At 61.5% G+C, this 26,997-nt stretch carries 27 protein-coding genes; 8 read left to right on the top strand and 19 right to left on the bottom strand.

Features of this window, described 5'->3' with window-relative positions:
• The first annotated feature begins 29 nt into the window (after positions 1-29).
• From CAF77_RS00130 to CAF77_RS00120, 3 genes are all read left to right on the top strand, one after another.
• A complete protein-coding gene (locus tag CAF77_RS00130) occupies positions 30-1,037 on the top strand; it encodes a methionine ABC transporter ATP-binding protein (protein ID WP_011331788.1) in 1,008 nt (335 codons plus the stop codon).
• Entirely contained in the window at positions 1,037-1,711 is a 675-nt protein-coding gene (locus tag CAF77_RS00125; RefSeq protein ID WP_085653899.1) for a methionine ABC transporter permease, read from the top strand. The genes CAF77_RS00130 and CAF77_RS00125 overlap by 1 nt, the downstream gene beginning before the upstream one ends.
• 74 nt (positions 1,712-1,785) lie before the next feature.
• Positions 1,786-2,559: a MetQ/NlpA family ABC transporter substrate-binding protein gene (locus tag CAF77_RS00120; protein ID WP_085653898.1), complete on the top strand. Its 774-nt coding sequence runs from the start codon at positions 1,786-1,788 to the stop codon at positions 2,557-2,559.
• A gap of 168 nt (positions 2,560-2,727) precedes the next feature.
• On the opposite strand, the gene CAF77_RS00115 is transcribed toward CAF77_RS00120, so the two are convergent.
• The 5 genes from CAF77_RS00115 to CAF77_RS00095 are packed head-to-tail and all read right to left on the bottom strand — an operon-like array spanning position 2,728 to position 6,636.
• Complete coding sequence (locus tag CAF77_RS00115; protein ID WP_007953994.1) at positions 2,728-3,363, bottom strand: SCO family protein; 636 nt, start codon at positions 3,361-3,363, stop codon at positions 2,728-2,730.
• Positions 3,360-4,259 carry a heme o synthase gene (gene cyoE / locus CAF77_RS00110; protein ID WP_007953992.1) on the bottom strand — a complete coding sequence of 300 codons (900 nt, stop codon included), beginning with the start codon at positions 4,257-4,259 and terminating at the stop codon, positions 3,360-3,362. The genes CAF77_RS00115 and cyoE overlap by 4 nt, the downstream gene beginning before the upstream one ends.
• Positions 4,247-5,326: a heme A synthase gene (locus CAF77_RS00105; protein WP_085653897.1), complete on the bottom strand. Its 1,080-nt coding sequence runs from the start codon at positions 5,324-5,326 to the stop codon at positions 4,247-4,249. The genes cyoE and CAF77_RS00105 overlap by 13 nt, the downstream gene beginning before the upstream one ends.
• 10 nt (positions 5,327-5,336) lie before the next feature.
• The gene (locus tag CAF77_RS00100) at positions 5,337-5,930 is read right to left on the bottom strand and encodes a hypothetical protein (protein ID WP_085654030.1); all 594 of its coding nucleotides are present in this window, start codon (positions 5,928-5,930) and stop codon (positions 5,337-5,339) included.
• A complete protein-coding gene (locus CAF77_RS00095) occupies positions 5,896-6,636 on the bottom strand; it encodes an SURF1 family protein (RefSeq protein WP_064379558.1) in 741 nt (246 codons plus the stop codon). The genes CAF77_RS00100 and CAF77_RS00095 overlap by 35 nt, the downstream gene beginning before the upstream one ends.
• A 72-nt stretch (positions 6,637-6,708) precedes the next feature.
• Between CAF77_RS00095 and CAF77_RS00090 the strand changes: the two genes are divergently transcribed.
• The gene (locus CAF77_RS00090; protein ID WP_064379555.1) at positions 6,709-6,912 is read left to right on the top strand and encodes a twin transmembrane helix small protein; all 204 of its coding nucleotides are present in this window, start codon (positions 6,709-6,711) and stop codon (positions 6,910-6,912) included.
• Positions 6,913-6,995: 83 nt separating this feature from the next.
• Here CAF77_RS00090 and CAF77_RS00085 read toward each other — a convergent pair whose 3' ends face one another.
• From CAF77_RS00085 to coxB, 4 genes are all read right to left on the bottom strand, one after another.
• Positions 6,996-7,883 (bottom strand): cytochrome c oxidase subunit 3, encoded by an 888-nt coding sequence (locus CAF77_RS00085; protein WP_011331798.1) that lies wholly within the window; start codon positions 7,881-7,883, stop codon positions 6,996-6,998.
• Between the two features lie 25 nt (positions 7,884-7,908).
• Positions 7,909-8,460, bottom strand: a complete 552-nt coding sequence (locus CAF77_RS00080) for a cytochrome c oxidase assembly protein (RefSeq protein ID WP_011331799.1) — start codon at positions 8,458-8,460, stop codon at positions 7,909-7,911.
• Between the two features lie 129 nt (positions 8,461-8,589).
• The gene (gene ctaD, locus CAF77_RS00075) at positions 8,590-10,182 is read right to left on the bottom strand and encodes a cytochrome c oxidase subunit I (protein WP_007953983.1); all 1,593 of its coding nucleotides are present in this window, start codon (positions 10,180-10,182) and stop codon (positions 8,590-8,592) included.
• A gap of 82 nt (positions 10,183-10,264) precedes the next feature.
• Positions 10,265-11,392, bottom strand: coding sequence for a cytochrome c oxidase subunit II (gene coxB / locus CAF77_RS00070; protein WP_085653896.1), 1,128 nt, complete (start codon positions 11,390-11,392; stop codon positions 10,265-10,267).
• A gap of 369 nt (positions 11,393-11,761) precedes the next feature.
• Between coxB and CAF77_RS00065 the strand changes: the two genes are divergently transcribed.
• On the top strand, positions 11,762-12,394 hold the full coding sequence (locus CAF77_RS00065) for a hypothetical protein (RefSeq protein WP_007953981.1): 633 nt from the start codon (positions 11,762-11,764) through the stop codon (positions 12,392-12,394).
• A 131-nt stretch (positions 12,395-12,525) separates the two neighbouring features.
• On the opposite strand, the gene CAF77_RS00060 is transcribed toward CAF77_RS00065, so the two are convergent.
• The 6 genes from CAF77_RS00060 to CAF77_RS00035 all read right to left on the bottom strand — a co-directional run bounded on the left by CAF77_RS00060 (position 12,526) and on the right by CAF77_RS00035 (position 20,092).
• Positions 12,526-14,052, bottom strand: a complete 1,527-nt coding sequence (locus CAF77_RS00060) for a SulP family inorganic anion transporter (RefSeq protein ID WP_085653895.1) — start codon at positions 14,050-14,052, stop codon at positions 12,526-12,528.
• A gap of 90 nt (positions 14,053-14,142) precedes the next feature.
• A complete protein-coding gene (locus CAF77_RS00055) occupies positions 14,143-14,874 on the bottom strand; it encodes a carbonic anhydrase (protein WP_011331804.1) in 732 nt (243 codons plus the stop codon).
• Between the two features lie 237 nt (positions 14,875-15,111).
• The gene (locus CAF77_RS00050; RefSeq protein WP_085653894.1) at positions 15,112-16,170 is read right to left on the bottom strand and encodes a PA0069 family radical SAM protein; all 1,059 of its coding nucleotides are present in this window, start codon (positions 16,168-16,170) and stop codon (positions 15,112-15,114) included.
• A gap of 74 nt (positions 16,171-16,244) precedes the next feature.
• Positions 16,245-17,546, bottom strand: a complete 1,302-nt coding sequence (locus CAF77_RS00045) for a cytochrome c (protein WP_085653893.1) — start codon at positions 17,544-17,546, stop codon at positions 16,245-16,247.
• 12 nt (positions 17,547-17,558) lie between these two features.
• Positions 17,559-19,343, bottom strand: a complete 1,785-nt coding sequence (locus CAF77_RS00040) for a GMC family oxidoreductase (protein ID WP_064379545.1) — start codon at positions 19,341-19,343, stop codon at positions 17,559-17,561.
• Positions 19,344-19,345: 2 nt separating this feature from the next.
• Complete coding sequence (locus tag CAF77_RS00035) at positions 19,346-20,092, bottom strand: gluconate 2-dehydrogenase subunit 3 family protein (RefSeq protein WP_085653892.1); 747 nt, start codon at positions 20,090-20,092, stop codon at positions 19,346-19,348.
• 297 nt (positions 20,093-20,389) lie between these two features.
• Here CAF77_RS00035 and CAF77_RS00030 point away from each other — a divergent pair, with 297 nt between their 5' ends.
• Entirely contained in the window at positions 20,390-21,037 is a 648-nt protein-coding gene (locus CAF77_RS00030; protein ID WP_085653891.1) for a dual specificity protein phosphatase family protein, read from the top strand.
• Here the strand turns inward: CAF77_RS00030 and CAF77_RS00025 are convergent.
• The 4 genes from CAF77_RS00025 to prlC form a co-directional block, all read right to left on the bottom strand.
• Positions 21,024-22,391: a M3 family metallopeptidase gene (locus CAF77_RS00025; protein WP_256576104.1), complete on the bottom strand. Its 1,368-nt coding sequence runs from the start codon at positions 22,389-22,391 to the stop codon at positions 21,024-21,026. The genes CAF77_RS00030 and CAF77_RS00025 overlap by 14 nt on opposite strands.
• 3 nt (positions 22,392-22,394) lie before the next feature.
• Positions 22,395-23,066, bottom strand: coding sequence for a hypothetical protein (locus tag CAF77_RS29445; protein ID WP_256576089.1), 672 nt, complete (start codon positions 23,064-23,066; stop codon positions 22,395-22,397).
• A gap of 112 nt (positions 23,067-23,178) precedes the next feature.
• On the bottom strand, positions 23,179-23,469 hold the full coding sequence (locus CAF77_RS00020; RefSeq protein ID WP_007953955.1) for a YheV family putative zinc ribbon protein: 291 nt from the start codon (positions 23,467-23,469) through the stop codon (positions 23,179-23,181).
• Positions 23,466-25,544 carry an oligopeptidase A gene (gene prlC, locus CAF77_RS00015; protein WP_170928905.1) on the bottom strand — a complete coding sequence of 693 codons (2,079 nt, stop codon included), beginning with the start codon at positions 25,542-25,544 and terminating at the stop codon, positions 23,466-23,468. Before prlC ends, CAF77_RS00020 begins: the two co-directional genes overlap by 4 nt.
• A gap of 62 nt (positions 25,545-25,606) precedes the next feature.
• On the opposite strand from prlC, the gene CAF77_RS00010 reads away from it, so the two are divergent.
• The gene (locus CAF77_RS00010) at positions 25,607-26,152 is read left to right on the top strand and encodes a gamma carbonic anhydrase family protein (RefSeq protein WP_064379538.1); all 546 of its coding nucleotides are present in this window, start codon (positions 25,607-25,609) and stop codon (positions 26,150-26,152) included.
• Positions 26,153-26,180: 28 nt separating this feature from the next.
• Positions 26,181-26,834, top strand: coding sequence for an HAD family hydrolase (locus CAF77_RS00005; protein WP_064379536.1), 654 nt, complete (start codon positions 26,181-26,183; stop codon positions 26,832-26,834).
• The last annotated feature ends 163 nt before the right edge of the window (positions 26,835-26,997 follow it).

Genomic DNA, 26,997 nt, shown 5'->3' with positions numbered 1-26,997 from the left:
TTTCCAACGCGCCCCACAAGGTTCGCTACGTGATCGAGTTTCAAAACGTCCATAAGACTTACCGCGTCGCCGGTAAGGACATCACCGCGCTGCACCCGACCAGCTTCTCCATCGAGAACGGTCAGGTGTTCGGCCTGATTGGCCATTCCGGCGCGGGAAAAAGTACCCTGCTGCGTCTGATCAATCGCCTGGAGCAATCCAGTGGCGGCAAGATCATCGTCGACGGTGAAGAAGTCACCGCGCTGGACGCCAACGGCCTGCGCCGTTTTCGTCAGCAGGTCGGGATGATCTTCCAGCACTTCAACCTGCTGGCATCCAAGACCGTGGCCGACAACGTCGCGCTGCCGCTGACCCTGGCCGGTGAACTGTCCCGCGCCGAGATCGACCAGCGTGTGGCCGAGTTGCTGGCGCGGGTCGGTCTGTCCGATCACGCCAAAAAGTACCCGGCGCAACTGTCCGGCGGTCAGAAGCAGCGCGTCGGCATTGCTCGCGCCCTGGCGACCAAACCGAAGATCCTGCTGTGCGACGAGGCCACCAGTGCCCTCGACCCGCAGACCACGGCATCGGTCCTGCAACTGCTGGCCGAGATCAACCGCGAGCTGAAGCTGACCATCGTCCTGATCACCCACGAGATGGATGTGATCCGCCGCGTTTGCGATCAGGTCGGCGTGATGGATGCCGGCGTGATCGTCGAGCAAGGTTCGGTGGCCGATGTGTTCCTGCATCCGAAGCACCCGACCACCAAGCGCTTTGTTCAGGAAAGCGAGCAGATCGACGAAAGCGAGCAGCGCGATGACTTCGCTCACGTGCCGGGTCGCATCGTGCGTCTGACCTTCCAGGGCGAAGCGACCTACGCGCCGTTGCTCGGTACCGTCGCCCGGGAAACCGGTGTGGACTACAGCATCCTGGCCGGTCGTATCGACCGCATCAAAGACATTCCCTACGGGCAATTGACCCTCGCCGTCACCGGTGGCGACATGGACGCAGCTTTCGCCCGCTTCACCGCCGCTGACGTTCACATGGAGGTGTTGCGCTAATGGAAGACCTGATGAGTTTCTTCACCAATATCGACTGGTACGAAATCTGGCTCGCCACTGGCGACACCCTGATGATGCTCGGCGGTTCGCTGCTGTTCACCGTGCTGCTCGGCCTGCCGCTGGGCGTGCTGCTGTTCCTGTGCAGCCCGCGTCAGTTGCTCGAAGCCAAAGGCGTGTACGCCTTGCTGTCGCTGGTGGTGAACATCCTGCGTTCGCTGCCGTTCATCATTCTGTTGATCGTGATGATCCCTATCACCGTGCTGATCACCGGCACCTCGCTGGGCGTGGCCGGTGCGATTCCGCCGCTGGTAGTGGGCGCGACGCCGTTCTTCGCGCGGCTGGTGGAAACCGCCCTGCGTGAAGTCGATCGCGGCATCATCGAGGCAACCCAGTCGATGGGCGCGACCACTCGCCAGATCATCATGAACGCCCTGCTGCCGGAGGCCCGTCCGGGCATCTTCGCTGCAATTACGGTGACGGCGATTACACTGGTTTCCTACACGGCGATGGCCGGTGTGGTCGGTGCCGGTGGCCTGGGTGACCTGGCGATCCGTTTCGGCTACCAGCGGTTCCAGACTGACGTGATGATCGTCACCGTGGTATTGCTGCTGATTCTGGTGCAAGTGCTGCAAATGGTCGGCGACCGACTGGTCGTGCACTTCTCGCGCAAATAACCGGTTTTGTAATGACATGAGCCGGCCATTCGCTGGCAGGCGCCAGACGGGCGCCGTAAAAAGGAGTTAGCTGAATGAAAAAACTGATCGTTGCCCTGGCTGCCGTTGCAGCGTTCTCGGCCCACGCCGACGAAACCCTGACCGTTGCTGCCACCCCGGTGCCGCACGCGGAAATCCTCGAATTCGTGAAGCCGGTACTGGCCAAAGAAGGCGTGGATCTGAAGGTCAAGGTCTTCACCGACTACGTTCAGCCGAACGTCCAGGTGGCCGAGAAGCGTCTGGACGCCAACTTCTTCCAGCACCAGCCGTACCTCGATGAATTCAACAAGGCCAAGGGCACCAACCTGGTTTCCGTGACTGGCGTGCACCTGGAGCCGCTGGGCGCCTACTCCAGCAAGTTCAAGAAAATCGAAGAGCTGCCAAGCGGCGCCAACGTGGTGATCCCGAACGATGCCACCAACGGCGGCCGTGCGCTGTTGCTGCTGGCCAAGGCCGGCGTGATCACCCTGAAGGATCCGACCAACATCCTGTCGACCGTCAAGGACATCGCCCAGAACCCGAAAGACCTGAAGATCCGTGAACTGGAAGCCGCGACCATCCCGCGCGTGCTGACCCAGGTCGACCTGGCGCTGATCAACACCAACTACGCGCTGGAAGCCAAGCTCGATCCGTCCAAGGATGCGCTGGTCATCGAAGGCAGCGACTCGCCGTACGTGAACATCCTGGTGTCCCGCGCGGACAACAAGGACAGCGACGCCATGAAGAAACTGGCCGCTGCGCTGCACAGCCCGGAAGTGAAGAAATTCATTACCGAGAAATACAAAGGCGCGGTGTTGCCGGCGTTCTGATTCGGACGCCGCAACGAAAAGGGGACGCCACTGGCGTCCCCTTTTTTGTCCCCAAAACACATCCCCTGTGGGAGCGGGCTTGCCCGCGAAAGCGGTGGGTCAGATAAACATAGGTCGACTGACACACCGCGCGAGCAAGCCCGCTCCCACATTGGAACAGTGCTGTTCTTACTTGCGGTTCAACATCACCGGCAACTGCGCCACCAGCTTGGCATTATTCAACGGCGCGCGAATAAACCCGCGCTGTGTCCCGTCCGGCCCGATCACCGCCAGGTTGCCGCTGTGATCCACCGTGTAATTCGGCTTGCTGGTGTCCGCCGGAATGAACGGAATGCTCACTGCGTTCGCCACCTTCTGCAGCTCGTCGATCGACTTCGGTGTCAGGCCGATGAACTGTGGATCGAAGTAGCCCAGGTACTGCTTCAACTGCGCGGGGTTGTCGCGGTTCGGATCGACGCTGACCAGCACGATCTGCAATTTATCCACAGCATCCTTCGGCAGTTCGCTTTTGATCTGGCGCAGCTGGGCGAGGGTGGTCGGGCAGATGTCCGGGCAGAAGGTGTAGCCGAAGAACAGCAGGCTCCACTTGCCCTTGAGCTCGTTGACCGTGACCGGTTGGCCGTCCTGATTGGTCATCGTCACGTCCGGCAGGTTGCGGCTCTGCGGCAGCAGGATGATGCCGGCGTCGATCAGTGCGGTCGGGTCGCCCTGGCCCTTGCCGCTCAGCACTTTGTTGACGGTCAGGCCGAGGATCAGCGCGATCACGGCGACGAGGATGAAGACGGTTTTCTGGGTTCGAGTCATAGGTTCAACAGTAAGTAGTGGTCTACGAGCAGGGCGATGAACAGCAGAAACAGGTACCAGATAGAGTACTTGAAGGTGTTGATCGCCGCGTGCGGCCGAGTGCCACGGTACAGCACCACGGCCCATTGCAGAAACCTGGCGCCCAGACCGAGCGCGCAGATCAGGTACAGCAGGCCGCTCATGTGGATCACGTACGGCAACAGGCTGACCGCCAGCAGTGCGAAGGTGTACAGCAAAATGTGCACCTTGGTGTAGTGCTCGCCGTGGGTGACCGGCAGCATCGGAATGTCGGCCTTGGCGTATTCCTCCTTGCGATGGATCGCCAGCGCCCAGAAGTGCGGCGGGGTCCAGGCGAAGATGATCAGCACCAGCAGCAACGGTTCGGCGCTGACGTGGCCGGTCGCGGCGGTCCAGCCGAGCAGCGGCGGCGCGGCGCCGGCAAGGCCACCGATGACGATGTTCTGCGGCGTCGCGCGTTTGAGGAAACCGGTGTAGATCACCGCGTAGCCGAGCAGCGAGGCCAGGGTCAGCCACGCAGTCAGCGGATTGGTGAAGGTCAGCAGCAGGGCCTGGCCGAGCAGTGCCAGCACCAGCGCAAAGGTCAGTGCGCCTGTGGGCGAAACCCGGCCCTCCGCCAGCGGCCGTTTGTGGGTGCGGGCCATGACCGCATCGATGCGCCGGTCCACCACATGATTGACCGCCGCCGCGCCACCGGCACACAACGCGATCCCCAGATTGCCGAACACCAGCACCGTCCACGGCACCCCGGCGCGGGTCGCGAGGAACATGCCCACCAGCGAAGTGATGAGCATCAGCACCACGACTTTCGGTTTGGTCAGCTCCAGGTAATCACGCCACAGCGCCTGCGCCGGACGTTCGCCGATCAGAATCGCCATGGCGTCTCTCCTTTAATAGTGATGGGCGCCGCCGAGTGTTTGCGCGGGCTGAGGCGCCAGCGCGCGATCATCGGCTGCCGGACCCGAACCAGGCTGGTCCGTGCGTGGTAGTTGACCAGCACCATCGTCAGCAGCAGCGCGGCACCGCCGGCGTTATGCGCCACGGCCACCGGCAGCGGCAGATGGAACAACACGTTGCTGATGCCGAGGGTGATCTGCGCGGCGAGGGCGATCAGCACCAGCCCGGCCAGTCGGGTCATGCCCACCACTTTCAGTTGCCAGGCCAGACCGAGCAGGACAATCGTCACCAGCAACGCGCCGATGCGGTGAGTCAGATGAATCGCCGTGCGTGCATCGCTGTCGAGTTGCCCGCCGAGGTAATTGGGGCCGATGTGTTGAGTCAGGTGAAAGCCGTTGGCGAAATCCGCCGGCGGCAGCCATTGTCCGTGGCAGGTTGGGAAGTCGATGCAGGCCACCGCCGCGTAGTTGGAACTGACCCAGCCGCCGAGAGCAATCTGGCCGATCACCAGCAACAGGCCGGCGGTCGCCCAATATTGCAGACGCTTGGGCACGGTCAGCGCCGGCAGCACGCCGGACAGTCGCAACGTCAGCAGAAACAGCAGGCTCAGGGTCGCGAAGCCACCCAGCAAATGCCCAGTCACCACTTGCGGCCAGAGCTTGAGCGTCACCGTCCACATGCCGAACGCCGCCTGGGCGAACACCACCGCCAGCAGAAACAGCGGCAGTTTCAGCGGTTGCCCGGGATGACGACGATTGACCCATGCGCGCCCGGCCAACACCGAAATCAGCAGGCCGAGGGTGCCAGCGAAGTAGCGGTGGATCATCTCGTTCCAGCCTTTATGCGCCTCCACCGGCGAGTCGGGGTAATGCAGTTCGGCATGGGCCAGTTGGGCTTCGCTTTTCGGCACGCTGATGAAGCCGTAGCAGCCCGGCCAGTCCGGACAGCCGAGGCCGGCGTGGGTCAGGCGGGTGTAGGCGCCGAGCAACACGACGATCAGCGCCAGCAGGGTGGCAAACAGCGCGAGGCGAAATCCAGGTTTGGCCATGACGATGCCCTTATCCGATGTTCGACAGTTTCAGCAGGTGGCGCAGGTCGTTGAGCAGATCCTTGCCCTTGACGCTCGGGTCGTAACGCAGCACGAGGTTGCCGTGGGGATCGATGATCCACAGTTGCGGCGTGGCCTTGTCGCCCGTGGCCTTGCTGAAGGTCGCCGGGTCCAGCGGGTAGCGTTGCAGCTGCGGATATTCGCGGGTCAGCTTGGCTTCGTAGTCGGCAGTCAACGGTTGTGCAGCGGCCAGGGCGTGGCTGGCGCGCCCGGCTTCGCGGCCCAGGCCGATCTGGATCTGCCGCGCCAGGTACACCAGTTGCTGGCAGTCCACCGCGCAATCCTTCGGTGCGGTCACCAGCATCTGCCAGCGCGTTTCGTCAGCCTGGATACCGAGGTCAGCGCGGGTCTGGCCGTTGCCGATCAGTTCGCCGTGATAGCTGCGACCTTCCGGCACCCAGAACTGCAACTTGTACATGCCGGTGGCGAGGATCATCGGACCGACCACGCCGAGCACGATCAGCAGCAGCTGGATGCGTCCGCGACGGCGACTGGCCGGGACTTTCGTTTCAGACATGCTGGGTGGATTCATGGCCGCTCCCATGGTGTTTCTCCTTTGCGTTGTGCCAGCCGAGATAGAGGTAGAGACCGAGCAGGGCGGTGGCCATGGCGAACCACTGCACGGCGTAACCGAGGTGTTTCTCCGGGCCCATCGCGACCACCGGCCAGTCGGCCTGATAGCTGGCCGGGCCGGGTTCGGCGCGTAATTCGTAGGCGAAGCCGTCGCGTTCGAGGGTTTTCCACAGCTTCGCGGGTTCGACGGCGGTGACGGTTTGCGGCCAGGTGCTGCTGACCGGATCGGCATGTAGCTGGAAGGTGGCACCGGGGGCGATATACACCCAGGCATCCACGTTTACGGCGTCGGCCGGCGTGGTGAATTGCGGTGCCGTGCGCCGGTCCGGCCACGGCAGCCAGCCGCGATTGACCAGCAGCCACTGGCCGCTGCGCTGATCCTGAAACGGTTGCAGCAGTTCGACGCCGACCTTGCCGTTGCGCTGACGGTTGTCCAGCAACAGGCTGTGGGCGGCATCGAACTGGCCGTGCAGATGCACCCGGCGAAAGGCCGGATCGGCGCTGTGCAGCAACTCGGTGCTGGCCATCGGTTCGGCGGCGCGGCGTTCGGCGTAGCTGGCGAGCAGGGCGGTTTTCTCCGCGCCACGGCCCAGTTGCCAGAAGCCCAGCGAAATCAGCAACGGCAGCAGCAGGCCGACTACCAGTGTCGGCACCACGCCCGGCCGGAAGCGCTTCATGGCCGCGCCAGAAAGTCAGTGAGTGCGATCGCTATACTCAACTGCATCGCTTGTTCCCCCGGAGTTCTTCCCATGCTCAAAGCAGCCATCGTCCTGATGCTGATTGCCACGGTGGTCAGCCTGTTCAGCGGCCTGTTTTTCCTGGTCAAGGACGACAGCAGCTCGAATCGCCTGGTGATCGCCTTGAGTGTTCGGGTGGCATTGGCCGCTTGCACCGTCGGCTTGATTGCCTGGGGTTTCTACAGCGGCCAACTGGTGTCGCACGCGCCGTGGTAGCTGCAAGCACCAAGCTACAAGCTACAAGCCTTACCGTTTTGACTTGAAGCTCGCAGCTCGCAGCTCGCGGCTTGCAGCTGCTGTTAAAGCACATAAACGAAGATGAACAAGCCGATCCACACCACATCGACGAAGTGCCAATACCAGCTCGCCGCTTCAAAACCGAACTGATGTTCGTTGTCGAAATGGCCTTTCATGATGCGCATCAACATCACGAACAGAATGATCGTGCCGATGGTCACGTGGGCGCCGTGGAAACCGGTGAGCATGAAGAACGTCGCGCCGTAGATGCCCGAGCCGAGGGTCAGCCCCAGTTCGTGGTAGGCGTGGATGTATTCTTCGGCCTGGAAGCCGAGGAACGCGCAACCCAGCAGCACGGTGATCGCCAGCCACAGTTTCAGCGCGCCGCGATGACCTTTCTTCAGCGCATGGTGGGCGATGGTGATGGTCACGCTGGAGCTCACCAGCAGGATGGTGTTGATCAGCGGCAGGCCCCAGGGGCTGATGACTTCCTTGGGCGGCGGGAACAGTTTCGGATCCGGCGTGTGCAGCAGCGGCCAGGTGAACTGGAAGTTCGGCCAGAGCATGTGGGCGATGCCTTTGGTGCCTTCGCCACCCAGCGCCGGGCCGGAAATGTGCCGCACGTAGAACAGCGCGCCGAAGAAGGCGATGAAGAACATCACCTCGGAGAAGATGAACCAGCTCATGCCCCAGCGGAACGAGCGGTCCAGTTGCGGGCTGTACAACCCCGCGCGGCTCTCCTTGATCACCGTACCGAACCAGCCGAACAGCATGTACGCCAGCAACAGACCGCCGACGAAAAAGATCAGCGGGCCATGGGATTCCGGACGCGCTGCCTTCAGATCGTTGAACCAGGTCGCCAGACCGTACACGGTGACGAACATCCCCACCGTGGCGACGATCGGCCACTTGCTCTGGGCCGGGACGTAATAGTGCTCATGAGTTGCCATTTATTGTTCTCCTTATCGGGCACGCTTAACCGCCAGTGTTTGCAGCCACCGGAGGATGTCGGGCGGTGATATCGAACAGCGTGTAGGACAGCGTCAGGTGCTTCACGTCCTTGGGCATGTCGCGGTCAACGATGAAACGCACCGGCATCTCGATCTGCTGACCGGGCTGCAGCACCTGCTGGGTAAAACAAAAGCATTCGGTCTTGTGGAAATACGCCGCCGCATTGCTCGGCGCGATGCTCGGTACGGCTTGAGCGCTCATCGGTTTGTCGGTGGGGTTGCGCGCGATGAAGATCATCTCGTTCACCGCGCCGGGGTTGGCCGTCAGTTCGTCATGCTTGGGGTAGAAATCCCAAGGCATGTCGGCGGTGTTGGTCGACAGAAACTGCACCCGCACCTGCCGCGAGGCATCGACGGTCTGCTCGCCCTCGTACTGCCCGGCGGTCTTGCCGTTGATACCGAACGCTTTGCACATCACGTCGTAGATCGGCACCAGGGCAAAGCCGAAGACGAACATCGCCACCACCACACCGAGCAGTCGGGTGACCAGCTTCTTCATCGAAATCGAGTCAGCCATGATCTTTGCCCTCGGCCGAGAACCCTGTGGGAGCTGGCTTGCCAGCGATGCAGCCGAAGCGGTGTTTCAGGCAGGCCGCCATCGCGGGCAAGCCCGCTCCCACAGGCGTTTCCACAAGGCAGAAAATGTTCATTTCACTTCCGGCGGCGTGGTGAAGGTGTGATACGGCGCCGGTGACGGCACGCTCCACTCCAGACCTTCGGCACCATCCCACGGTTTGGCCGGAGCCGGTTCGCCGCCACGGATGGTCTTGATCACGATGAACAGGAAGAAGATCTGCGTGGCACCGAACATGAACGCGCCGATCGACGACACCATGTTGAAGTCGGCGAACTGCAGGTTGTAGTCCGGAATCCGCCGGGGCATGCCCGCCAGACCCACGAAGTGCATCGGGAAGAAGGTCAGGTTCATGCCGACGAAGGACAGCCAGAAGTGCAGCTTGCCCAGGGTTTCGTCGTACATGTGGCCGGTCCATTTCGGCAGCCAGTAATAGGCCGACGCGAAGATCCCGAAGATCGCCCCCGGCACCAGCACGTAGTGGAAGTGCGCGACCACGAAGTAGGTGTCCTGGTACTGGAAGTCCGCCGGAGCGATGGCCAGCATCAGCCCGGAGAAACCGCCGATCGAGAACAGGATCACGAACGCCACGGCAAACAGCATCGGCGTCTCGAAGGTCATCGAGCCTTGCCACATGGTGCTGGCCCAGTTGAACACCTTCACCCCGGTCGGCACCGCGATCAGCATCGTCGCGTACATGAAGAACAACTCGCCCACCAGCGGAATGCCCACCACGAACATGTGGTGCGCCCAGACGATGAACGACAGGAACGCGATGCTCGCCGTGGCGTAGACCATCGAGGTGTAGCCGAACAGCGGCTTGCGCGAGAAGGTCGGGATGATCTGGCTGACGGCACCGAAGGCCGGCAGGATCATGATGTACACCTCGGGGTGGCCGAAGAACCAGAACACATGCTGGAACAGCACCGGGTCACCGCCACCGGCGGCACTGAAGAAGCTGGTGCCGAAGTGGATGTCCATCAGCATCATCGTCACGCACCCGGCCAGCACCGGCATCACCGCGATCAGCAGGAACGCGGTGATCAGCCACGTCCAGACGAACAGCGGCATTTTCATCAGGGTCATGCCGGGGGCGCGCAGGTTGAGGATGGTGGCGATCACGTTGATCGCGCCCATGATCGAACTGATCCCCATCAGGTGGATGGCGAAGATGAAGAACGTCACGCTTTCCGGGGCATAGGTGGTGGACAGCGGCGCGTAGAACGTCCAGCCGAAGTTCGGCCCGCCACCGGGGGTGAACAGGGTCGAGACCAGCAGCAGGAACGCCGCCGGCAGCAGCCAGAAGCTGAAGTTGTTCATCCGCGGCAGGGCCATGTCCGGCGCACCGACCATCAACGGGATCATCCAGTTGGCGAGGCCGACGAACGCCGGCATCACCGCACCGAACACCATCACCAGACCATGCATGGTGGTCATCTGGTTGAAGAACGCCGGCTCGACGATCTGCAGGCCGGGCTGGAACAGCTCGGCGCGGATCACCATGGCGAACGAGCCGCCGAGCAGGAACATGCAGAATGCAAACCACAGGTACAGCGTGCCGATGTCCTTGTGGTTGGTAGTCAGCACCCAGCGCATCAGGCCTTTGGCGGGGCCGTGGGCGTGGTCGTGGTCGGCATGACCGTGGTCATCGATGACAGCGCTCATGGCCGGTCTCCTTCATGTGAGTGGACTGGGCAGGTCGGAGCGCAGGGCTCCGACCGGTTCACGAAGTACGCAATAGACCGGCTCATTTGCTTTCCGCCTGTTTCAGCTCCAGCACTTCTTTTGGCGTGACCATGTCGCCCTTGTTGTTGCCCCAGGCGTTACGTTCGTAGGTCACGACCGCTGCGATATCGACTTCCGACAGCTGCTTGCCGAACGCCGCCATGGCGGTGCCGGGCTTGCCGTGGAAGACAATGCTCAGGTGCGCCTCTTTCGGGCCGGTGGCGATTTTCGAGCCCTTGAGGGCCGGGAACATCGGCGGCAGGCCCTGGCCTTCAGCCTGGTGACAGGCGACGCAGGTGGTGTGGTAGATCTTGTCGCCACGTTCCTTGAGCTCGTCCAGGGTCCATTCCTTGCTGGTCAGCTCCTTGAGCTGCAACGCTTCGGCCTTGCGCTCGGCGAGCCATTTTTCGTAGTCGGCCTTCTCCTTGACGTCGACCACGATCGGCATGAAGCCGTGGTCCTTGCCGCACAGCTCGGCGCACTGGCCACGGTAGAGGCCGGGCTTGTCGATGCGGGTCCAGGCTTCGTTGACGAACCCGGGGATCGCATCGCGCTTGACCGCGAAGGCCGGCACCCACCAGGAGTGGATCACGTCGGCGGAGGTCACGAGGAAGCGCACCTTGGCCCCGGTCGGCAGCACCAGTGGCTTGTCGACCTCGAGCAGGTAGTGCTCGCCCTTGGCTTCCTTGTTGTGGATCTGCTCGGCGGGGGTGGCCAGGTTGCTGAAGAACTCGACGTCCTGGCCCAGGTATTTGTAGTGCCACTTCCACTGATAACCGGTGATCTGGATATCGATATCCGGCTCACTGGTGTCGTACATCTTGATCAGGGTCGCGGTCGCCGGAACGGCCATCGCCACCAGGATCAGCAGCGGGACGACGGTCCAGAGAATTTCGACGGTGGTGCTTTCGTGGAATTTTGCGGCGACCTGCCCGGTAGAACGGCGGTGCACCATCATCGACCAGAACATGGCGCCGAAGACGATGATCCCGATCACCACACAGATCCAGAAAATGGTCATGTGCAGGTCGAATACTGCGTGACTGATTTCAGTCGCTCCAGGCGCCATATTCACAGTCCAGGCAGCGTGCGCCGGGCTGAAAATCGACCACAACAGGAGGCCCATCCAGACGTGTGGATGTCGCATCATTGCGGGTTCCCCTTATCGTTCTTGTTATCCCGCCGGCTTTCACCAGAGGCAAGGGAGCGGCTGCATCAGACTACGAACTTGAATCGCCGGGCCTTGCTGCGTGGGCAGTCGGGCGTCATCAGCTAACTCCATTCAATGGCGAGTATAGACAGCCGCTGAGAAATGCAATGTGAGGACGTAAATCGTATGAAACAGCTGGCACTTGCGTTCCAGGGCACGAATGGAGAAGGATGCAGACGAGTGTTGGCAAACCGATATAACGCCGGTGCATCAAGGATGAAATAATTATGACAAATGCGTCTTAGCATTTTTCGTAAGCCAGCTAAGTTATGTCTTCCCTATTTCATTGCCTTGTTTCCTGGAGTTTTCATGAACACCGCCGCATTGCGCGAGCAGATCCACATAGCCCGACAACACGAGATTGAGACCGGAAAGCTGACCCGTCAGCTGGAAGCCCAACTGCAACACCTGCACCCGGCGATCCAGTTGCCGGAAACCGACGCCAACGGTGTGCTGACGCGTTTTGTCGCCGCCTACATCGACGAAGTGCCAGACCTGCTGGATGCAGCCAATGAAGTCGCCAGGGAAGCGGGAATCGAATCGCAGATCAAACCGGTGCTGAAAATCGCCGAGCAGTACTTCATCCAGCCGCCCGTGGGCCTGGACAGTCTGCTGGACGAGGCCTATCTGGCGCACCGTTTTGTCGAAGAGGTCAACGACCTGTACATCAAGCATTTCGGCCAGCCACTGATCCCCTTGGACATGACGGTCGCCAATCTGATTGCTCACCAGTTGATCGGTGAGGAATTTGCCAATCAACTCGACGAAGTGGTGCATCACGCGGTGGACAGCATGCTCGACGACGACAGCTTCGCGCTGGAGTCGGTGGAAGCCTATCGCGAGAAACTCAGCAGCCCGGACACCGGTGCGGCGTGGAAGCGCTGGCCGTGCATGAGTCGCCGCCTGGGCGTGGGCCTGGAGCTGGATCAGCCTGCCGCATAACCGGAATATGCCCGGATACCTGTGGGAGCTGGCTTGCCAGCGATAGCGGTGGATCAGTCGAAATCATCAGAGACTGACACTCCGTCATCGCTGGCAAGCCAGCTCCCACAAGGTTTATTTCCAGATGGGGGTTAGCCCGCCGCACCGATCCCGGTCGTGGTGCGGATCCGCCCCTCGAGCCGTCGCTTCAACCCGCGCGACTCGATCAACAGTTTCGCCCCCTTCGCCGCATTCGCCCGGCCCCACTCTTCAAGCAGTTCCAGACACGAATGGTCGATGTAGCTCAGGTTGTTGAGTGGCACATGCACCGTCGTGCCCGGCGGAATGCTGCCCAGCACCTGAGTCAGTGCCGGCACTTTGAGGAACGTTGCCGCGCCCACCAGACGCAACTCCATTTCCCCTTCCTGCGGCAGATCGATCAGGCTGATTTTCAGGCGCGAGGCCTTGAACGCCAGCTTCAACAGGGTCAGGCCGAAACCGATCAGCACCCCGGTCAACAGGTCGGTGAAGATGATCGCCAGCGCCGTGGCTGCGTAGGTGAACATCGGCATCCGGCCATAACGCCCCAGACCACGGAACGCCTTGAGATCCACCAGTTTGAAACCGGTGTAGACCAGAACGCCCGCCAGACTCGCCACCGGAATGCTCTGCAGCAGGCTCGACAGCAACAACACGAACGCCAGCAGCCAAAGGCCATGGAAAATCGTCGAATAGCGTGTGGTAGCGCCGGCCTGGACGTTGGCCGAACTGCGCACGATCACCCCGGTCATCGGCAGCGCGCCGACCAGACCGCAGAGCATGTTGCCGACGCCTTGCGCCGACAGCTCACGGTCGAAATCCGAACGCGGGCCGCTATGCATACGATCCACGGCAGCGGCGGACAGCAGGGTTTCGGCGCTGGCGATGAAGGCCACGGCAAACGCGGCGATCAGCAGCGTCGGGTCGGCCAGGCTGAGCAGATCCGCCGGTTTCAGCCAGTCGATGGCTTCCGCCAGATTCGCCGGCACTTCAACCCGCTTTACTTGCAGCGCCAGCAAAAGGCTGGCACCTGTCGCCAGACCGACACCGAGCAGCGCGCCCGGAATGAAACGCAGCGAATGCGGGCGGAATTTCTCCCACAGCCACATCACCGCGATGGTCGACAGCCCGAGCAAACCGGCCTGCCAGCCAACGGACGGCAACGCCTGCGCCACCGCGCCGGGGAATGCCGTGAGGTTGTCGAGACCAGAGGGTTTCGGTGACGCATCGAGCATCACATGCACCTGTGAGAGCACGATCAGCACGCCGATCCCCGCAAGCATGCCGTACACCACTGCTGGCGCCGTGACCCGGAACCAGCAACCGAGCTTCAGCCGTCCCGCTACCAGTTGCAGGAAACCGGCGAGCAGCAGGATCGGCCCGAGCATTTCGATGCCGTGCTGGCGCACCAGCTCGAACACCAGCACCGCCAGACCCGCCGCCGGCCCGCTGACCTGCAACGGGGAGCCCGCCAGCCAGCCCACCACCAGACCGCCGATGATCCCGGTGATCAGGCCTTTGGCCGGCGGCAGCCCTGAAGCAATGGCAATGCCCATGCACAGCGGCAGAGCGACCAGAAACACAACCACTGAAGCGAGCAACTCCCGTGGCAACACAGCTTTCAATTGAGCCGCACGCATGGCGATTCTCCCGAAGTTTTCTTCAGGCGTGGCAAGGCCTGGCCGCTGAAACAGCGGCCGGCGTCAAACCACACGGATTTTTAGGAGGATTTAGAAGCGCGCTTTGGGCGTCGCCACCGGAATCGGATGGCTGCCGTCGAGCGGCAGGAAGCAACCCTGATCCGCGTCGTAAGCTTTGATTTCGCTGGTTTCGATGTTGTAGACCCAGCCATGGATGAACAGATGACCGTTCGCCATGCGCGAGGCTACCGAAGGATGGGTACGCAAGTGCTGCAGTTGGGCGATGACGTTCTCCTCGGTGAGGATCGGCATGCTTTCTTTTTCGTCGGTGCAGTTGCAGTTGTCATGCACCATGGTTTTCGCGACTTCGGCGTGGCGCAGCCAGGCTTTGACCGTCGGCATCTTTTCCAGGCTGTCCGGGTTGAGCACCGCCCGCATGGCGCCGCAGTCGGAGTGGCCGCAAATGATGATGTGCTGCACGCCGAGGGCCAGGACCGCGTATTCGATGGCGGTGGAAACGCCGCCGTTCATCTGGCCGTAGGGTGGCACGACGTTGCCGACGTTACGGGTCACGAACAGATCGCCGGGCGAACTCTGGGTGATCAGTTCGGGCACGATGCGCGAGTCGGCGCAGGTGATGAACATCGCCCGTGGCGACTGTGCCGTGGCGAGTTTCTTGAAGAGTTCTTCCTGCTGCGGAAAGACCTCATGATGAAAATGCAAAAAGCCGTCAACGATACGCTTCAACGCTGCATCGGCGGATTCCGCCACAGGGGCGGCTTGCGCCGACGCAGCCAACGGCTGTTTATCCTTGTCACTCATGATTCATCCTCATTGGCGGATTCGGGGAGTCGTTCCCGTGTATTCCGGTGTGAAGCCAGTGGCTGTTTAGAACATCCGGGTCATCCCGACCCGTCAGTCACTCGATGAACAAGGTAACTGCCGAAACTTAACTCAAACTGAATCAAGCGCTCTAGAACGTGTGTTCCAGGTCACAAAAAACGTGACCGGGGTAAACCGGTCAAGCATTCCTGCCGCTCAACCATCGGCCAATTGTTCCTAAATCAGCGCCATCTGGCGACCCGGCGGACAGAAGGCCGTGCAATCGAGGTTGAAACCTTCGCGGTGATTGAGCCCAAGACGTTTCAATGCTTTGGCGAAGCGCTGGGCGAGCAGGTCGGCAAACGGCCCCTCGCCGCGCATCCGGGTACCGAAACGACTGTCGTACAGCTCGCCGCCACGGCTCTGGCGGATCAGGCTCAGTACATGCGCCGCACGCTGCGGGTAGTGCGCCTCGAGCCATTCCTCGAACAGCGGCGCCACCTCCAGCGGCAGGCGCAGCATCATGTAGGCCGCGCTCTGGGCGCCGGCCGCGTGGGCCTCGGTCAGCAGGCTTTCGATTTCGCTGTCGTTGATCATCGGAATCATCGGCGAACACAGCACACCGACCGGAATCCCCGCCTCGCGCATGACCCGGATGGCCCGCAACCGGGCCTTGGGCGCGGCGGCGCGGGGCTCGAGGATGCGTTTGAGCTCGTCGTCGAGGGTGGTCAGGCTGATCATCACCGCCACCAGCCGCTGTTGCGCCAGTTCGGTGAGCAGGTCGAGGTCGCGCAGGATCAGCGAGCCCTTGGTGACGATGGTCACCGGGTGCCGGTAGCGCAGCAGCACTTCCAGGGTCTGGCGGGTGATTTTGTGTTCGCGTTCGATCGGTTGATACGGGTCGGTGTTGGAGCCGAGATTGATCGGCGCGCATTGATAGCCTTTCTTGCCAAGCTGTTCCTCCAGCACCTGGGCGGCATTGGTCTTGGCGATCAGCCTGGTTTCGAAATCCAGCCCCGGCGACATGTCCCAATAGGCGTGGCTGGGCCGTGCATAGCAATAAATGCAGCCATGCTCGCAGCCGCGATAGGGATTGATCGAGCGGTCGAAGGGCAGGTCCGGCGAGGTGTTGCGGGTGATGATGGTCTTAGCTGTCTCGAAACTGACCTCGGTGCCCTGGGTCAATGGCACTTCCTGATACCAGCCGTCGTCCTCGGCCACCGAGCGATTCGGTGCAAAGCGGTTGTGCGGGTTGGTGGCGGTGCCGCGACCGCGCGGAGGAAGAGGGGTGGACATGGCAGCGCCTCGATACTGTGTGCATATACAGTATCGAGGCGCTGTCGATCTGACTAGTGCCGTTGGGCGAACAGTCAGTTGTGCTGTGTCACCTGGCCGAGGTCATCGTTCGAGGTTTGCTTCATATCGTCCTTGCGCAATTCGGCGACATCAGCGGCCTTGACGGGCGCGCCCTTGTTGCCCCAACTGCCACGAATAAAGCTCACGACATCCGCCACTTCCTGATCCGACAGGCGCCAGGCGAAACCGGGCATGGTGAAGGTGGACGGTGCCGTGTGCGTCGCAGGCAGGGTGCCACCCTTGAGCACGATGTGGATCAGCGAAGTCGGGTCGTCCGATTGCAGCACCGGATTGCCTGCCAGCGCCGGGAACACCCGGGTGTAGCCATGGCCGTCGGTGCGGTGGCACGCGGCACAGTTGTCGATGTACACCGACGCACCGCGCTGACTGTCGTCACCGTTCCACAAGGCCTTGGCAGCTTTTTCGTCGTACTGGTGCGGCTGGTCGGCAGGGTCATTGGCCGGCAGCGATTTCAGGTAACGGGCAATCGCGGTCAGGTCGGCGTCGGTCATGTATTGCATGCTGTGGGTGACCACGTCGCTCATGCCACCGAATACCGCACTGCGGTCGCTGCGCCCGGTCTTGAGGAACTGCACCAGTTGTTCGTCGCTCCAGCTGCCGAGACCGTCCTTGTGGTCGCCGCGCAGACTTTTGGCGATCCAGCCTTCCAGCGGTGCACTGCCTGACAGAAAACTGCTGCCTTCGGCCGCGCTCAAGGATTTTTCCTGCATGGTCAGAGCCCGTGGCGTATGGCAGGCGCCGCAATGTCCGAGGCCTTCCACCAGATACGCCCCACGGCTGACGACGGCGTCGTCCGACGCGGGTTTGTAGTCTTCGACCTTCGGCGCGAACAGCCAGCGCCAGCCCATCAGCGGCCAGCGCATGCTCAATGGCCACGGGATGTCGCTGGCCTTGTTCTCTTGCGCCACCGGTTCAACGCCGTGCATGAAGTAGGCGTAGAGCGCCTGCATGTCGGGTTCGCTGACACGGGCGTAGGACGGGTACGGCATCGCCGGGTACAAGGTACTACCGTTTTTGGCGACGCCATGCCGTACGGCCTGGTCGAAGTCCTCGAAGCTGTAGTCACCGACACCGGTTTTATCCGGTGTGATGTTGGTCGAGTAGATCGTGCCGATCGGGGTCTCCATCGGCAGGCCACCGGCGAACGGCTTGCCGTTCTTGGCTGTGTGGCAGGCCACGCAGTCGCCGGCACGGGCGAGGTATTCACCTTTTTTGATCAAGGATTGATCAACTTCGGCGCCATGAACGGCAGCGCTGCCGAGCAGGGCCAGGGTCGCGATAACGAGAGTTTTCATGGTCATCGCTCCTTAAGCCTGAACCAGCGGGCCGGGATTTTTCAGGTACTGCTCGCGGATCGCTTTCGCCGACCAGTAGGTCAGCGCGGCAACCAGGCCGGTGGGGTTGTAGCCCAGGCCTTGCGGGAAGGCCGAGGCGCCCGGGACGAACACGTTGTGCACGTCCCAGCTCTGCAGATAGCGGTTGAGCGCGCTGGTCTTCGGATCGGTGCCCATGATCGCGCCACCGTTGAGGTGGGTGGTCTGGTACGACGCGGTGTTGAAGTGGTCGCCGACTTTCTTGCCGATCACGGCAATGGCTTTCGGGCCCATGGCCTCGGCGATCTTGCCCATTTTCTCGACCATGAAGCGGTTCATCTTGATGTCGTTTTCCTGCCAGTCGAACGTCATCCGCAGCAGCGGCATGCCGTAGGCATCGCGGTACACCGGATCCAGATCGAGGTAGTTGCCACGGTAGGACTGATGCGCGCCGTGGGCGTCCATCGACACCTGGTGGGTGTAGTAATCGGCGGTGGCGCGTTTCCACGCACTGCCCCAGGCCGGGGTGCCCGGCGGGTTGGAGGTGCCGGCGATCGGTCGGCTGCCGGCCTGGTTGACCCACATCGGCGAGCCACCGACGAAACCGTGAGGCCCGTGGTCGAAGTTGTCGGCGTTGAAGTCATCCACTGCCACACCGTTGCCGCCGGCACCGATGAAGTTGTTGGTGTGGGTGTCCTTGTCAAAGAACGCCTTGATGGTGGCCATGTTCTGGTAGGCGAAGTTGCGCCCGACCACACCTTCACCACTGACCGGGTCGTAGGGTTTGCCGATACCGGAGAGCAGCATCAGGCGCACGTTGTGCAACTGGAACGCGCCGAGGATCACCAGATCCGCCGGTTGCTCGATCTCGCGACCCTGTCCGTCGATGTAGGTGACGCCGGTGGCTTTGGTTTTCGTGCTGTCGAGGTTGACCCGCAGCACATGAGCGTTAGGCCGCAACTCGAAATTCGGCAGTGGCTTCAGCGCCGGCAGAATGTTCACGTTCGGCGACGCCTTGGAATACATGTAGCAAACGTAACCGCTGCAGAAACCGCAGAAGTTGCACGGACCCATCTGCGCGCCGTAGGGGTTGGTGTACGGCCCCGACGTATTGGCGGATGGCAGGTTGTAGGGTTTGTAACCGACTTCGGTAGCCGCTTTGCCGAACAGCTGTGCGGAAACCGTGTTCTTCTGCGCTTGCAGCGGGAATGGATTCGAGCGATCCGGGGCGTACGGGTTGCCGCCCTTACCCTGACCGACCAGTTGGCCTTTCACGGTCCAGGCCTGACCGGAGGTGCCGAAGACTTTTTCGGCGAAATCGAAGAACGGCTCCAGCTCTTCATAGCTGACGCCGAAGTCCTGGATGGTCATGTCCTTGGGGATGAAACTTTTGCCGTAGCGCTCTTCGTAGTGGCTGCGCATGCGCAACTCGATCGGGTCGACCCGAAAGTGCACGCCCGACCAGTGCAAACCGGCGCCGCCCACGCCATTGCCCGGCAGGAACGCGCCCAACTGGCGGTTTGGCAGGGCGATGTCGTTGACGCTGTGACGGATGGTGACAGTCTCTTTGGAAATGTCCTGGAAGAGTTTTTTCCGCACGCTGTAGGTGAGTTCGTCGATCACCTGGGGATAGTTGCCGTCAGGGTAGGTGTCCTGCATCGGCCCGCGTTCCAGCGCCAGCACGTTGAGGCCTGCTTCGGTCAGCTCTTTGGCCATGATTGCGCCTGTCCAGCCGAAACCGACGATCACTGCGTCGACCTTCTTCATTACCGTTGCCATGCTCACGCCCTCTCGCCGCGAATCGAAACTGCCGGGAAGGGGTATTGCTCGTTGCGTTCCACCCAATCCATGAAATCGGCGCGGGCGCCGGGGAAGCCGATCATGGTCCAGCCGACCATGCCTTTATTGCCGCCGTGGATCGGGTCGCAGAAGAACCCTTCCTTGGTGTTCTGCAGCAGCAGACTGAAGAAAATCTTCGCCGGAACCGCGTCGAATTGCGGTTTTCCGGCTTCAAGCTGCTTGAGCAGATCGTCTCGGGTAGCGCTGTCTTGCTCGGCAAATGTTTTGCCGTTGATGGATTTTGCCCACTGATCCGTGGCGGCAATGCCGAGGCGATAGATCTCTTTTGGCACCAGTTTGCTCTGCCAGCCCATCTCGGGCGCCGCGTCGGCGTTGAATGGCCCTTGCATGTACCAGAGGGCTCCGGCGGCGTACGGCGTGTTCATCTGGCGGTCGATGTATTCCGGCACGCCGGCCTCGAGTGCACCTGGACCCTGCGCATCGTTGGGGATCAATTGCGCGACGGCGGCATTGATGAACGCCCACTCTTCAGCGGTGAAGTAGCTCGGCTGATACGTGCTGGCTTCAACCGTGGCCGATTTTGCCTGGGCTTTGGCAGGCGCGCTTTCGGGCGCGGCTTGCAGCACCGTGCTGCCGAGACCGCTGCCGGCCAGAGTCACGACCGGAATCAGGGTCAGGGATTTGCGCAAAAACTCACGCCGCGGGTTGTCTCGCTCTTCATCAAACATGGGGGGTGCACCTCATCAGGCATTGATGGTTGTCAGCCGTTTCTGCGAACGGCTCAAGAATTTTCTGTTTGCGACGTGGCCGGAAGGCCGGGAACAACGAGGACGCGTCTGCAACATGATGTGACAAATGGTAGCAGGCTAAGCAACGAGATGAACCGATTCAGCCAAAAAAACAGCGTTTTTCGCCAAGTAAACCGGTGTCTTCACGATTCTTTTACAAGCGCCTCACGGGGATTTGACTGCATGGCTCGCAAGCTGAGGCCTTCAATGACAAAACCCACACGGTCGCCGCAAAGCATGTTCCTGACGCGTTTTTCCTCCGCATTCTGTTTGTCGCTGCTTGCCCTGTTCAGCTGTATTCCCGCCCAAGCGGCGGAGGCTCCGGCTGCTGCTCGTCCCACTGAGTGGGCGCAACCGGTCGAGGTGCAATACAACCTGTTCCAGATGTCGCCCACGCTTTACCGCAGTGCACTCCCCGATGACGGTGCAGTGCCGTTGTTGAACAACCTGAAAGTGGCGACGGTTATCAACTTCCTGCCGGAAGCGGATTCCAACTGGCTGAAAGCCCCCGGAATCCATCAGGTGCAATTGCCCTATCGCACCAATCACGTGGACGACAGTGATGTGCTCAAGACCCTGCGTGCCATTCAGTCCGCCGAAGCCGAAGGCCCGGTGCTGATGCACTGCAAGCACGGCTCCGATCGCACCGGCCTGATGGCGGCGATGTACCGGATTGTCGTGCAGGGCTGGAGCAAGGAAGACGCCCTGAACGAAATGACTCAGGGCGGGTTTGGTGAAAGCGGCCACTTCAAGGACGGCGTTCGCTACGTGATGCAGGCTGATGTCGATAAATTGCGCACCGCACTGGCCAATGGCGATTGCAGCACCAGCGCGTTTGCCACGTGCTCGATGAAGAGCTGGTTTCAGACGGTCAATCTGAAGTAACTCCTCCGGCCTCCATTTCAACGAGGCCGGCGACCGGCCGGCCGATGAACGCTTCCACCGCGTCCAGCAATGGACGCCCTGCACCCGGCGCAAAGAAGGTCGCGCGAAACTCGCGGCCGGTTTGCGCGTTGAATACCCAGTCGCGGCTGAAGCGCTTGAACGCTTCCTGGGCCAGCACGCCCGACCAGACGTAGGTGTAAACCGAAGCGTCGTACTGGGTCACCATGTAATCGAAACCATTGGCGAACCGGTGATTGTCCGGCAGTTGCAGATGACCCAGAGTGCGCTGCACGTCGGTGCAAACCTCTTCGACCGAGCGCCCATCACCGTGGGTCAGGTGCAGCTCGAAATCGATCATCGCTCCCATCAGCAACAAGGCCTGTTGTCGACTGGAATGAGCCTGGCTGGCCGACAACGCCGCGTCGATCCGTGCGGTGCTCAAGCGTTCGCCAGTCTGGAAATGCACGCCGAGCCAGCGCAAAAACTCCCGTGACAGACACCACTGCTCGAACAACTGCCCGGAAAACTCCGCCGCTTCATGGCTCAATTGCAGGACACCGGACAGGTTGTAGTGGGGTGAGCGCGTCAGCACATGCTGGAGGCAATGCCCGAACTCATGAAACAGCACCCGCAGATCATCGAGCTCGAGCCGACAGGGATGGGTGTCGGTAGGCCGTGTGAAATTGCTGTAGAGCAGGGCTATCGGCAGCGCCGGGCGACCTTCGGCATTGATGCGGCGGTTGCGCAGTGTGGAGGTGCCGGGGAAATCCGCAGCGTTGTCACGGTGAAACGGCTCAAGGTAAATGTAGCCGATGACCTGCCCATGCTCGCTGACTTGCAGCAGGCGCACATCGTCATGCCAGTGCCCCCCGCCGGACTGCTCGACGATGCGGATCCCGAACATCCGCTCGCAGAACAGACAGAGCCTGCGCAGGGAGCCCTCCAGCGGGAAGTAATCCCGCAGGTTTTCCAGCGCACCGGGAAACTGTTGTTGGCGCCATTGCTCGGCGAGGAAATCTTCATCCCATGGCTGGACCCGGTCGATCCCGCGTTGTCGGGCAAAGGCAGCCAATTGTTTGGCATCCTGTGCGAGGACAGGTGCCAGCTGCGTCGCCTGACGCTGAAGAAACCCACTGACCCACGCCGTGGTCCCGCCGCTTTCCTTTGCCAGACTCCGTTGCGCGGCGTTTTCATGACCGAGAAAACGGGCTTTTTGCTGGCGCAAGGCTAGCAGCTTGACCAGCACCGGGCCGTTGTCGAAGCGGCCGGCCAGCGGTCCGCGATCGGATGCGCGGGTCGCGTAGGCAATGCAGCATTCCTGGCGCAAGGCTCGGTTTTCGGCGTATTTGAGGATGTGCTAGCAGGTGTTCTGATCCAGGCGGATCAGCCAGCCGTCATGCCCGGCCTGGCGTGCGGCAAGTGCCAGCTGATCTTTCATCGCCGGCGACAGGCCCGCGAGCAGTGCAGCATCGCCGATGTGCTTATTCCAGCTCGCGGCCCAGCGTTCGAGGTTATCCAGAAATACATACTCCAGCCCACCGATCTCGCGGTTCAACCGCGCCAGTTCCTGTTGCTGGTCAGGGGGAAGCTCAATGCCCGACTGCTTGAATCTTCGCAGAATCCGCGCCAGGGCGCGGGTGCGCGATTCATCGAAACTGCCGGCGATCGAACTCTGCGCCAAACGCTGATAGGTCTCGTACAACGGGCGATTGCGGGCCTTTTCGGAGCGATACTGATTGATTGCCAGATGCGCCTTGGCACTTTCCACTAGCCAGACGGCATCGTCGGACCTGCCCACCGACAGGGTTTCGAGAATCGAGCGGACTTCACTGAGGCGGGCGTCGGCTTCGTCGATGCTCAGGACCAGATCATCCCAGCCGGGAAGATCGGTCTGACTGATTATCACCTGGGCGATGATGCGTCGATTGTCGGTAATGATGCGGTTGACTGCCGGCACGAGATGCTCGGCGCGAATCGCCGGCCAGGGTGGCAGCGTCCAGGGTTGCAGGAGGGGATTGGTGTCGGGCATGGCAGCTTCCTTCGAGGCGTGGCGCAAAAGGCCAGCCTACGAAGCAAGTGCGGGGGACAGGTGGTAAGCCAATACCACCTTGCGCCGTGATCCGGCAAAAGGTGGTTCGGGATCAGTGTTGCTCGTCGGGCTTTTTCTTCAGCTTCGGATTCGGGAAGAACTGCACCGCCTGAACCGTTTTGTCCGGTGCAGGCTTGAGCGCGCTGGTATTGACCCGCGTGCCCAGTTCTTTCGGCACCGACAGCCCTTGGGCATTCAGCGTATCGCTGTAGCCGCACGCCACGCATTCGCGGTGTGGGACATCGTCCTCGCTCCACATCATCAGCTTGTCCGGCTCGCTGCACGCCGGGCAGACCGCCCCGGCGATAAAGCGTTTTTTGGTCTTCACGGGTGCCTCACTCATGCTGCCGCGTCCTCACTCAGGCCGCTGTGGCGCAAGAGTGCGTCAATCGACGGCTCACGGCCACGGAAGTCGACGAACAGCACCATCGGCGCCTGCGAACCTCCGCGGGCGAGGATCGCTTCGCGGAACGCGCGACCGGTGTCGGCATTGAGCACGCCGTCTTCTTCGAATTTGGAGAAGGCATCCGCCGACAGCACTTCCGCCCATTTGTAGCTGTAGTAACCCGCCGCGTAACCGCCGGCGAAGATGTGCGCGAAGCTGTTCGGGAAGCGGTTGTAGGCCGGAGGTCGCATTACCGAGACTTCGTTGCGTACGCCTTCCAGCACTTGCGCGACGCTGCGGCCGTCACCGTGGGTGGCGTGCAGTTCGAAGTCGAACAGCGAGAACTCCAGCTGACGCACCATCATCAGGCCGGACTGGAAGTTCTTCGCCGCGAGCATTTTTTCCAGCAGATCCTGCGGCAGCGGTTCGCCGGTTTCGTAGTGGCCGGAAATCAGCGCCAGACCTTCCGGCTCCCAGCACCAGTTTTCCATGAACTGGCTCGGCAGCTCGACCGCGTCCCACGCCACGCCGTTGATACCGGAAACGCCGGCATGCTCGACGCGGGTCAACAGGTGATGCAGGCCGTGGCCGAATTCGTGGAACAGGGTGGTCACTTCATCGTGGGTCAGCAGCGCAGGTTTGCCGCTGTCGGCCGGGGTGAAGTTGCAGACCAGGTTGGCTACCGGGCTTTGCAGTACGCCGTTGAGGGTGCGGCGACGGTCGCGGGCGCCGTCCATCCACGCGCCGCCACGCTTGTTGGCGCGGGCGTAGAGGTCGAAGAAGAAGCGACCGACGTGCTGGCCGTTTTCCTTGATCTCGAACAGGCGAACGTCCGGGTGCCAGGTGTCGAAGCCTTTCAGTTCGGCGATTTCGATGCCGTACAGGCGCTGAACGATGGCGAACAGACCACCCAGCACTTTGTCGATCGGGAAGTAGGCGCGCAGGGTTTCCTGAGCGACGCTGTAACGCTGTTCACGGAGTTTTTCACCGTAGAAACCGCTGTCCCAGCTTTGAAGATCGGCGCAGCCCTGCTCGGCGGCGTAAGCCTTGAGCTGTTGCAGATCCTGGGCGGCGAACGGTTTGCTGCGCTTGGCCAGGTCGCGCAGGAAACTCAGCACCTGATCGCTGGATTCAGCCATTTTTGTGGCCAGGCTCAACTCGGAGAAGCTGGAGAAACCAAGCAGTTTGGCCAGCTCCTGACGCAGGTCGAGGATTTCGTCCATCACCGGGCCGTTGTCGTTCTGGCCGGCGTTCGGGCCTTGATCCGACGCACGGGTGCAGTAGGCAGCGTAGACTTCTTCACGCAGCGCACGGTCCTGGGCGTAGGTCATCACCGCGTAGTAGCTCGGGAATTCCAGGGTGATCAGCCAGCCGTCGAGGCCTTTGGCCTGTGCGGCAGCAGCCATTTGCGCCTTGGCCGAATCAGTCAGGCCGGCGAGGGCGGCTTCGTCGGTCAGGTGCTTGGTCCAGGCCTGGGTGGCGTCGAGCAACTGGTTGGAGAAGCGGCTGCCCAGCTCGGACAGCTTGCTCTGCACTTCGGCGTAGCGTTTCTGATCGGCTTCGGGCAGGTCGATACCCGAGAGGCGGAAATCGCGCAGCGCATGTTCCAGAATGGTTTTCTGGGCCACGTCGAAACTGGCGGCCTCCGGGCTGTTGGCCAGGGCTTCATAGGCCTGGAACAGCTCGCGATTCTGGCCCATTTCGGTGGAGTAGGCGCTCAAAGCCGGCAGGCACGACTCGTAGGCTTCACGCAGTTCGGCGCTGTTGCACACGGCATTGAGGTGGCTGACCGGGCTCCAGGCAGCACCCAGGCGATCATTGAGTTCGTCCATCGCCAGCACCAGCCCGGCCCAGGTCGGGTTCTGGCCCTGGGTCTTGAGGATTTCGGCGATGGCGGCGCGGTTGTCGGCCAGGATGGTTTCGATGGCCGGCTGCACGTGTTCGGCACGGATCGCGGAGAACGGCGGCAGGTCGTAGGACTGCAGAAGAGGGTTGTTCACGCTCACGGTTGGCACCTTGGCTGGAAGAAACATGCGCCCATCTTAATTACAATCGACACCCACCGCAGCTATCGGCGACAGAGAGAGAACTAATCGTGTCCCTTCGCAAGTACCAGAATCACACCCCACGCTTGAGCCAAGGCGCTTTTGTCGACGGCTCGGCGGTGGTGATCGGCGACGTCGAAATCGGCGAAGACAGCTCCGTGTGGCCGCTGACCGTGATCCGCGGCGACATGCACCGCATCCGCATCGGCGCGCGCACCAGCGTGCAGGACGGCTGCGTGTTGCACATCACCCACGCCGGCCCGTTCAATCCGGACGGCTTTCCGCTGTTGATTGGCGATGACGTGACCATCGCCCACAAGGTGATGCTGCATGGCTGCACCGTCGGCAGCCGCGTGTTGATCGGCATGGGCAGCATCGTCATGGACGGCGCGGTGGTCGAGGACGATGTGATCATCGGCGCCGGCAGCCTGGTGCCGCCGGGCAAACGCCTGGAAAGCGGCTTTCTTTACGTGGGCAGTCCGGTAAAACAGGTCCGCCCGCTGACCGACAAGGAAAACGCCTTTTTCACCTACAGCGCGGCGAACTACGTGAAGCTCAAGGACCTGCATCTGGCTGAAGGCTACGACCAGCTCTGACTTTTCTTTCTACCGCCCGGGATTTTTCATGCATTACCAGACCGTACTGTTCGACCTTGACGGCACCCTCACCGACCCGCGTGAGGGCATCACCCGTTCCATCCAGTTCGCCTTGAGCAAACTCGGCATCGACGAGCCGGATCTGACCAGACTGGAACACTTCATCGGCCCGCCGTTGTTGCAGGCGTTCATGCAGTTTTATGGTTTCGACGAAGCCAAGGCCTGGGAGGCGGTGAATTACTACCGCGAGCGCTTCAAGGTTACCGGCCTGTACGAGAACCGGGTGTTCGACGGCGTCACGCCGTTGTTGGAAACCCTGAGCAGTCAAGGCCGGCAGCTCTATATCGCGACGTCGAAGCCTTGGGTGTTCGCCCGGGAAATCGCCCGGCACTTTGATTTCGCCAAACACTTCAAGGTGATCTACGGCAGCGAACTGGACGGCACCCGTACCAACAAGGTCGAGCTGATTGCCCACCTGATCGCCGAGGAAAGACTGGACCCGGCCAGTACGTTGATGATCGGTGACCGCAAACACGACCTGATCGGTGCTCGCAGCAACGGTCTGGATGCGGCGGCCGTGGGTTACGGTTTTGGCAGCCATGAAGAGCTGAGCGCTGAAGCACCGGCGTATCACTTCGAGACGCTGGCGGAGCTGCATCAGGCGTTTTTGCAGCGCCAGTGATATCGCCTTCACGGGCAAGCCCGCTCCCACAGGAAACCGAGTACCACTGCTGAAACACTGTCCCTGTGGGAGATTCTATGTTGCAGGGGAACCCTGCAACCTTAAATTGGGTTGGTATTCGCTCTGATTTTTCATGAGGGCGAATGCCACCCGGCAAAGCTTA

The sequence above is a fragment of the Pseudomonas sp. R15(2017) genome, from assembly GCF_002112685.1.
In the GTDB taxonomy this organism is placed as follows: Bacteria; Pseudomonadota; Gammaproteobacteria; order Pseudomonadales; family Pseudomonadaceae; genus Aquipseudomonas; species Aquipseudomonas glycinae.
This window is presented reverse-complemented; position numbering and strand designations above follow the sequence as displayed.

Bases quoted from the DNA above. Each gene is read 5' to 3' on its own strand.
- CAF77_RS29445 (WP_256576089.1), bottom strand. From the start codon at position 23,066: ATGCCCGACACCAATCCCCTCCTGCAACCCTGGACGCTGCCACCCTGG.
- ctaD (WP_007953983.1), bottom strand. From the start codon at position 10,182: ATGAGCGCTGTCATCGATGACCACGGTCATGCCGACCACGACCACGCC.
- CAF77_RS00005 (WP_064379536.1), top strand. From the start codon at position 26,181: ATGCATTACCAGACCGTACTGTTCGACCTTGACGGCACCCTCACCGAC.
- prlC (WP_170928905.1), bottom strand. From the start codon at position 25,544: ATGTTTCTTCCAGCCAAGGTGCCAACCGTGAGCGTGAACAACCCTCTT.
- CAF77_RS00085 (WP_011331798.1), bottom strand. From the start codon at position 7,883: ATGGCAACTCATGAGCACTATTACGTCCCGGCCCAGAGCAAGTGGCCG.
- CAF77_RS00050 (WP_085653894.1), bottom strand. From the start codon at position 16,170: ATGTCCACCCCTCTTCCTCCGCGCGGTCGCGGCACCGCCACCAACCCG.
- cyoE (WP_007953992.1), bottom strand. From the start codon at position 4,259: ATGGCGATTCTGATCGGCGAACGTCCGGCGCAGGCGCTGTGGCGTGAT.
- CAF77_RS00030 (WP_085653891.1), top strand. From the start codon at position 20,390: ATGTTCCTGACGCGTTTTTCCTCCGCATTCTGTTTGTCGCTGCTTGCC.
- CAF77_RS00100 (WP_085654030.1), bottom strand. From the start codon at position 5,930: ATGGGAGCGGCCATGAATCCACCCAGCATGTCTGAAACGAAAGTCCCG.
- CAF77_RS00065 (WP_007953981.1), top strand. From the start codon at position 11,762: ATGAACACCGCCGCATTGCGCGAGCAGATCCACATAGCCCGACAACAC.
- CAF77_RS00120 (WP_085653898.1), top strand. From the start codon at position 1,786: ATGAAAAAACTGATCGTTGCCCTGGCTGCCGTTGCAGCGTTCTCGGCC.
- CAF77_RS00020 (WP_007953955.1), bottom strand. From the start codon at position 23,469: ATGAGTGAGGCACCCGTGAAGACCAAAAAACGCTTTATCGCCGGGGCG.
- CAF77_RS00080 (WP_011331799.1), bottom strand. From the start codon at position 8,460: ATGGCTGACTCGATTTCGATGAAGAAGCTGGTCACCCGACTGCTCGGT.
- CAF77_RS00035 (WP_085653892.1), bottom strand. From the start codon at position 20,092: ATGTTTGATGAAGAGCGAGACAACCCGCGGCGTGAGTTTTTGCGCAAA.
- CAF77_RS00090 (WP_064379555.1), top strand. From the start codon at position 6,709: ATGCTCAAAGCAGCCATCGTCCTGATGCTGATTGCCACGGTGGTCAGC.
- CAF77_RS00095 (WP_064379558.1), bottom strand. From the start codon at position 6,636: ATGAAGCGCTTCCGGCCGGGCGTGGTGCCGACACTGGTAGTCGGCCTG.
- CAF77_RS00060 (WP_085653895.1), bottom strand. From the start codon at position 14,052: ATGCGTGCGGCTCAATTGAAAGCTGTGTTGCCACGGGAGTTGCTCGCT.
- CAF77_RS00105 (WP_085653897.1), bottom strand. From the start codon at position 5,326: ATGGCCAAACCTGGATTTCGCCTCGCGCTGTTTGCCACCCTGCTGGCG.
- CAF77_RS00115 (WP_007953994.1), bottom strand. From the start codon at position 3,363: ATGACTCGAACCCAGAAAACCGTCTTCATCCTCGTCGCCGTGATCGCG.
- CAF77_RS00125 (WP_085653899.1), top strand. From the start codon at position 1,037: ATGGAAGACCTGATGAGTTTCTTCACCAATATCGACTGGTACGAAATC.
- CAF77_RS00045 (WP_085653893.1), bottom strand. From the start codon at position 17,546: ATGAAAACTCTCGTTATCGCGACCCTGGCCCTGCTCGGCAGCGCTGCC.
- CAF77_RS00055 (WP_011331804.1), bottom strand. From the start codon at position 14,874: ATGAGTGACAAGGATAAACAGCCGTTGGCTGCGTCGGCGCAAGCCGCC.
- coxB (WP_085653896.1), bottom strand. From the start codon at position 11,392: ATGATGCGACATCCACACGTCTGGATGGGCCTCCTGTTGTGGTCGATT.
- CAF77_RS00040 (WP_064379545.1), bottom strand. From the start codon at position 19,343: ATGGCAACGGTAATGAAGAAGGTCGACGCAGTGATCGTCGGTTTCGGC.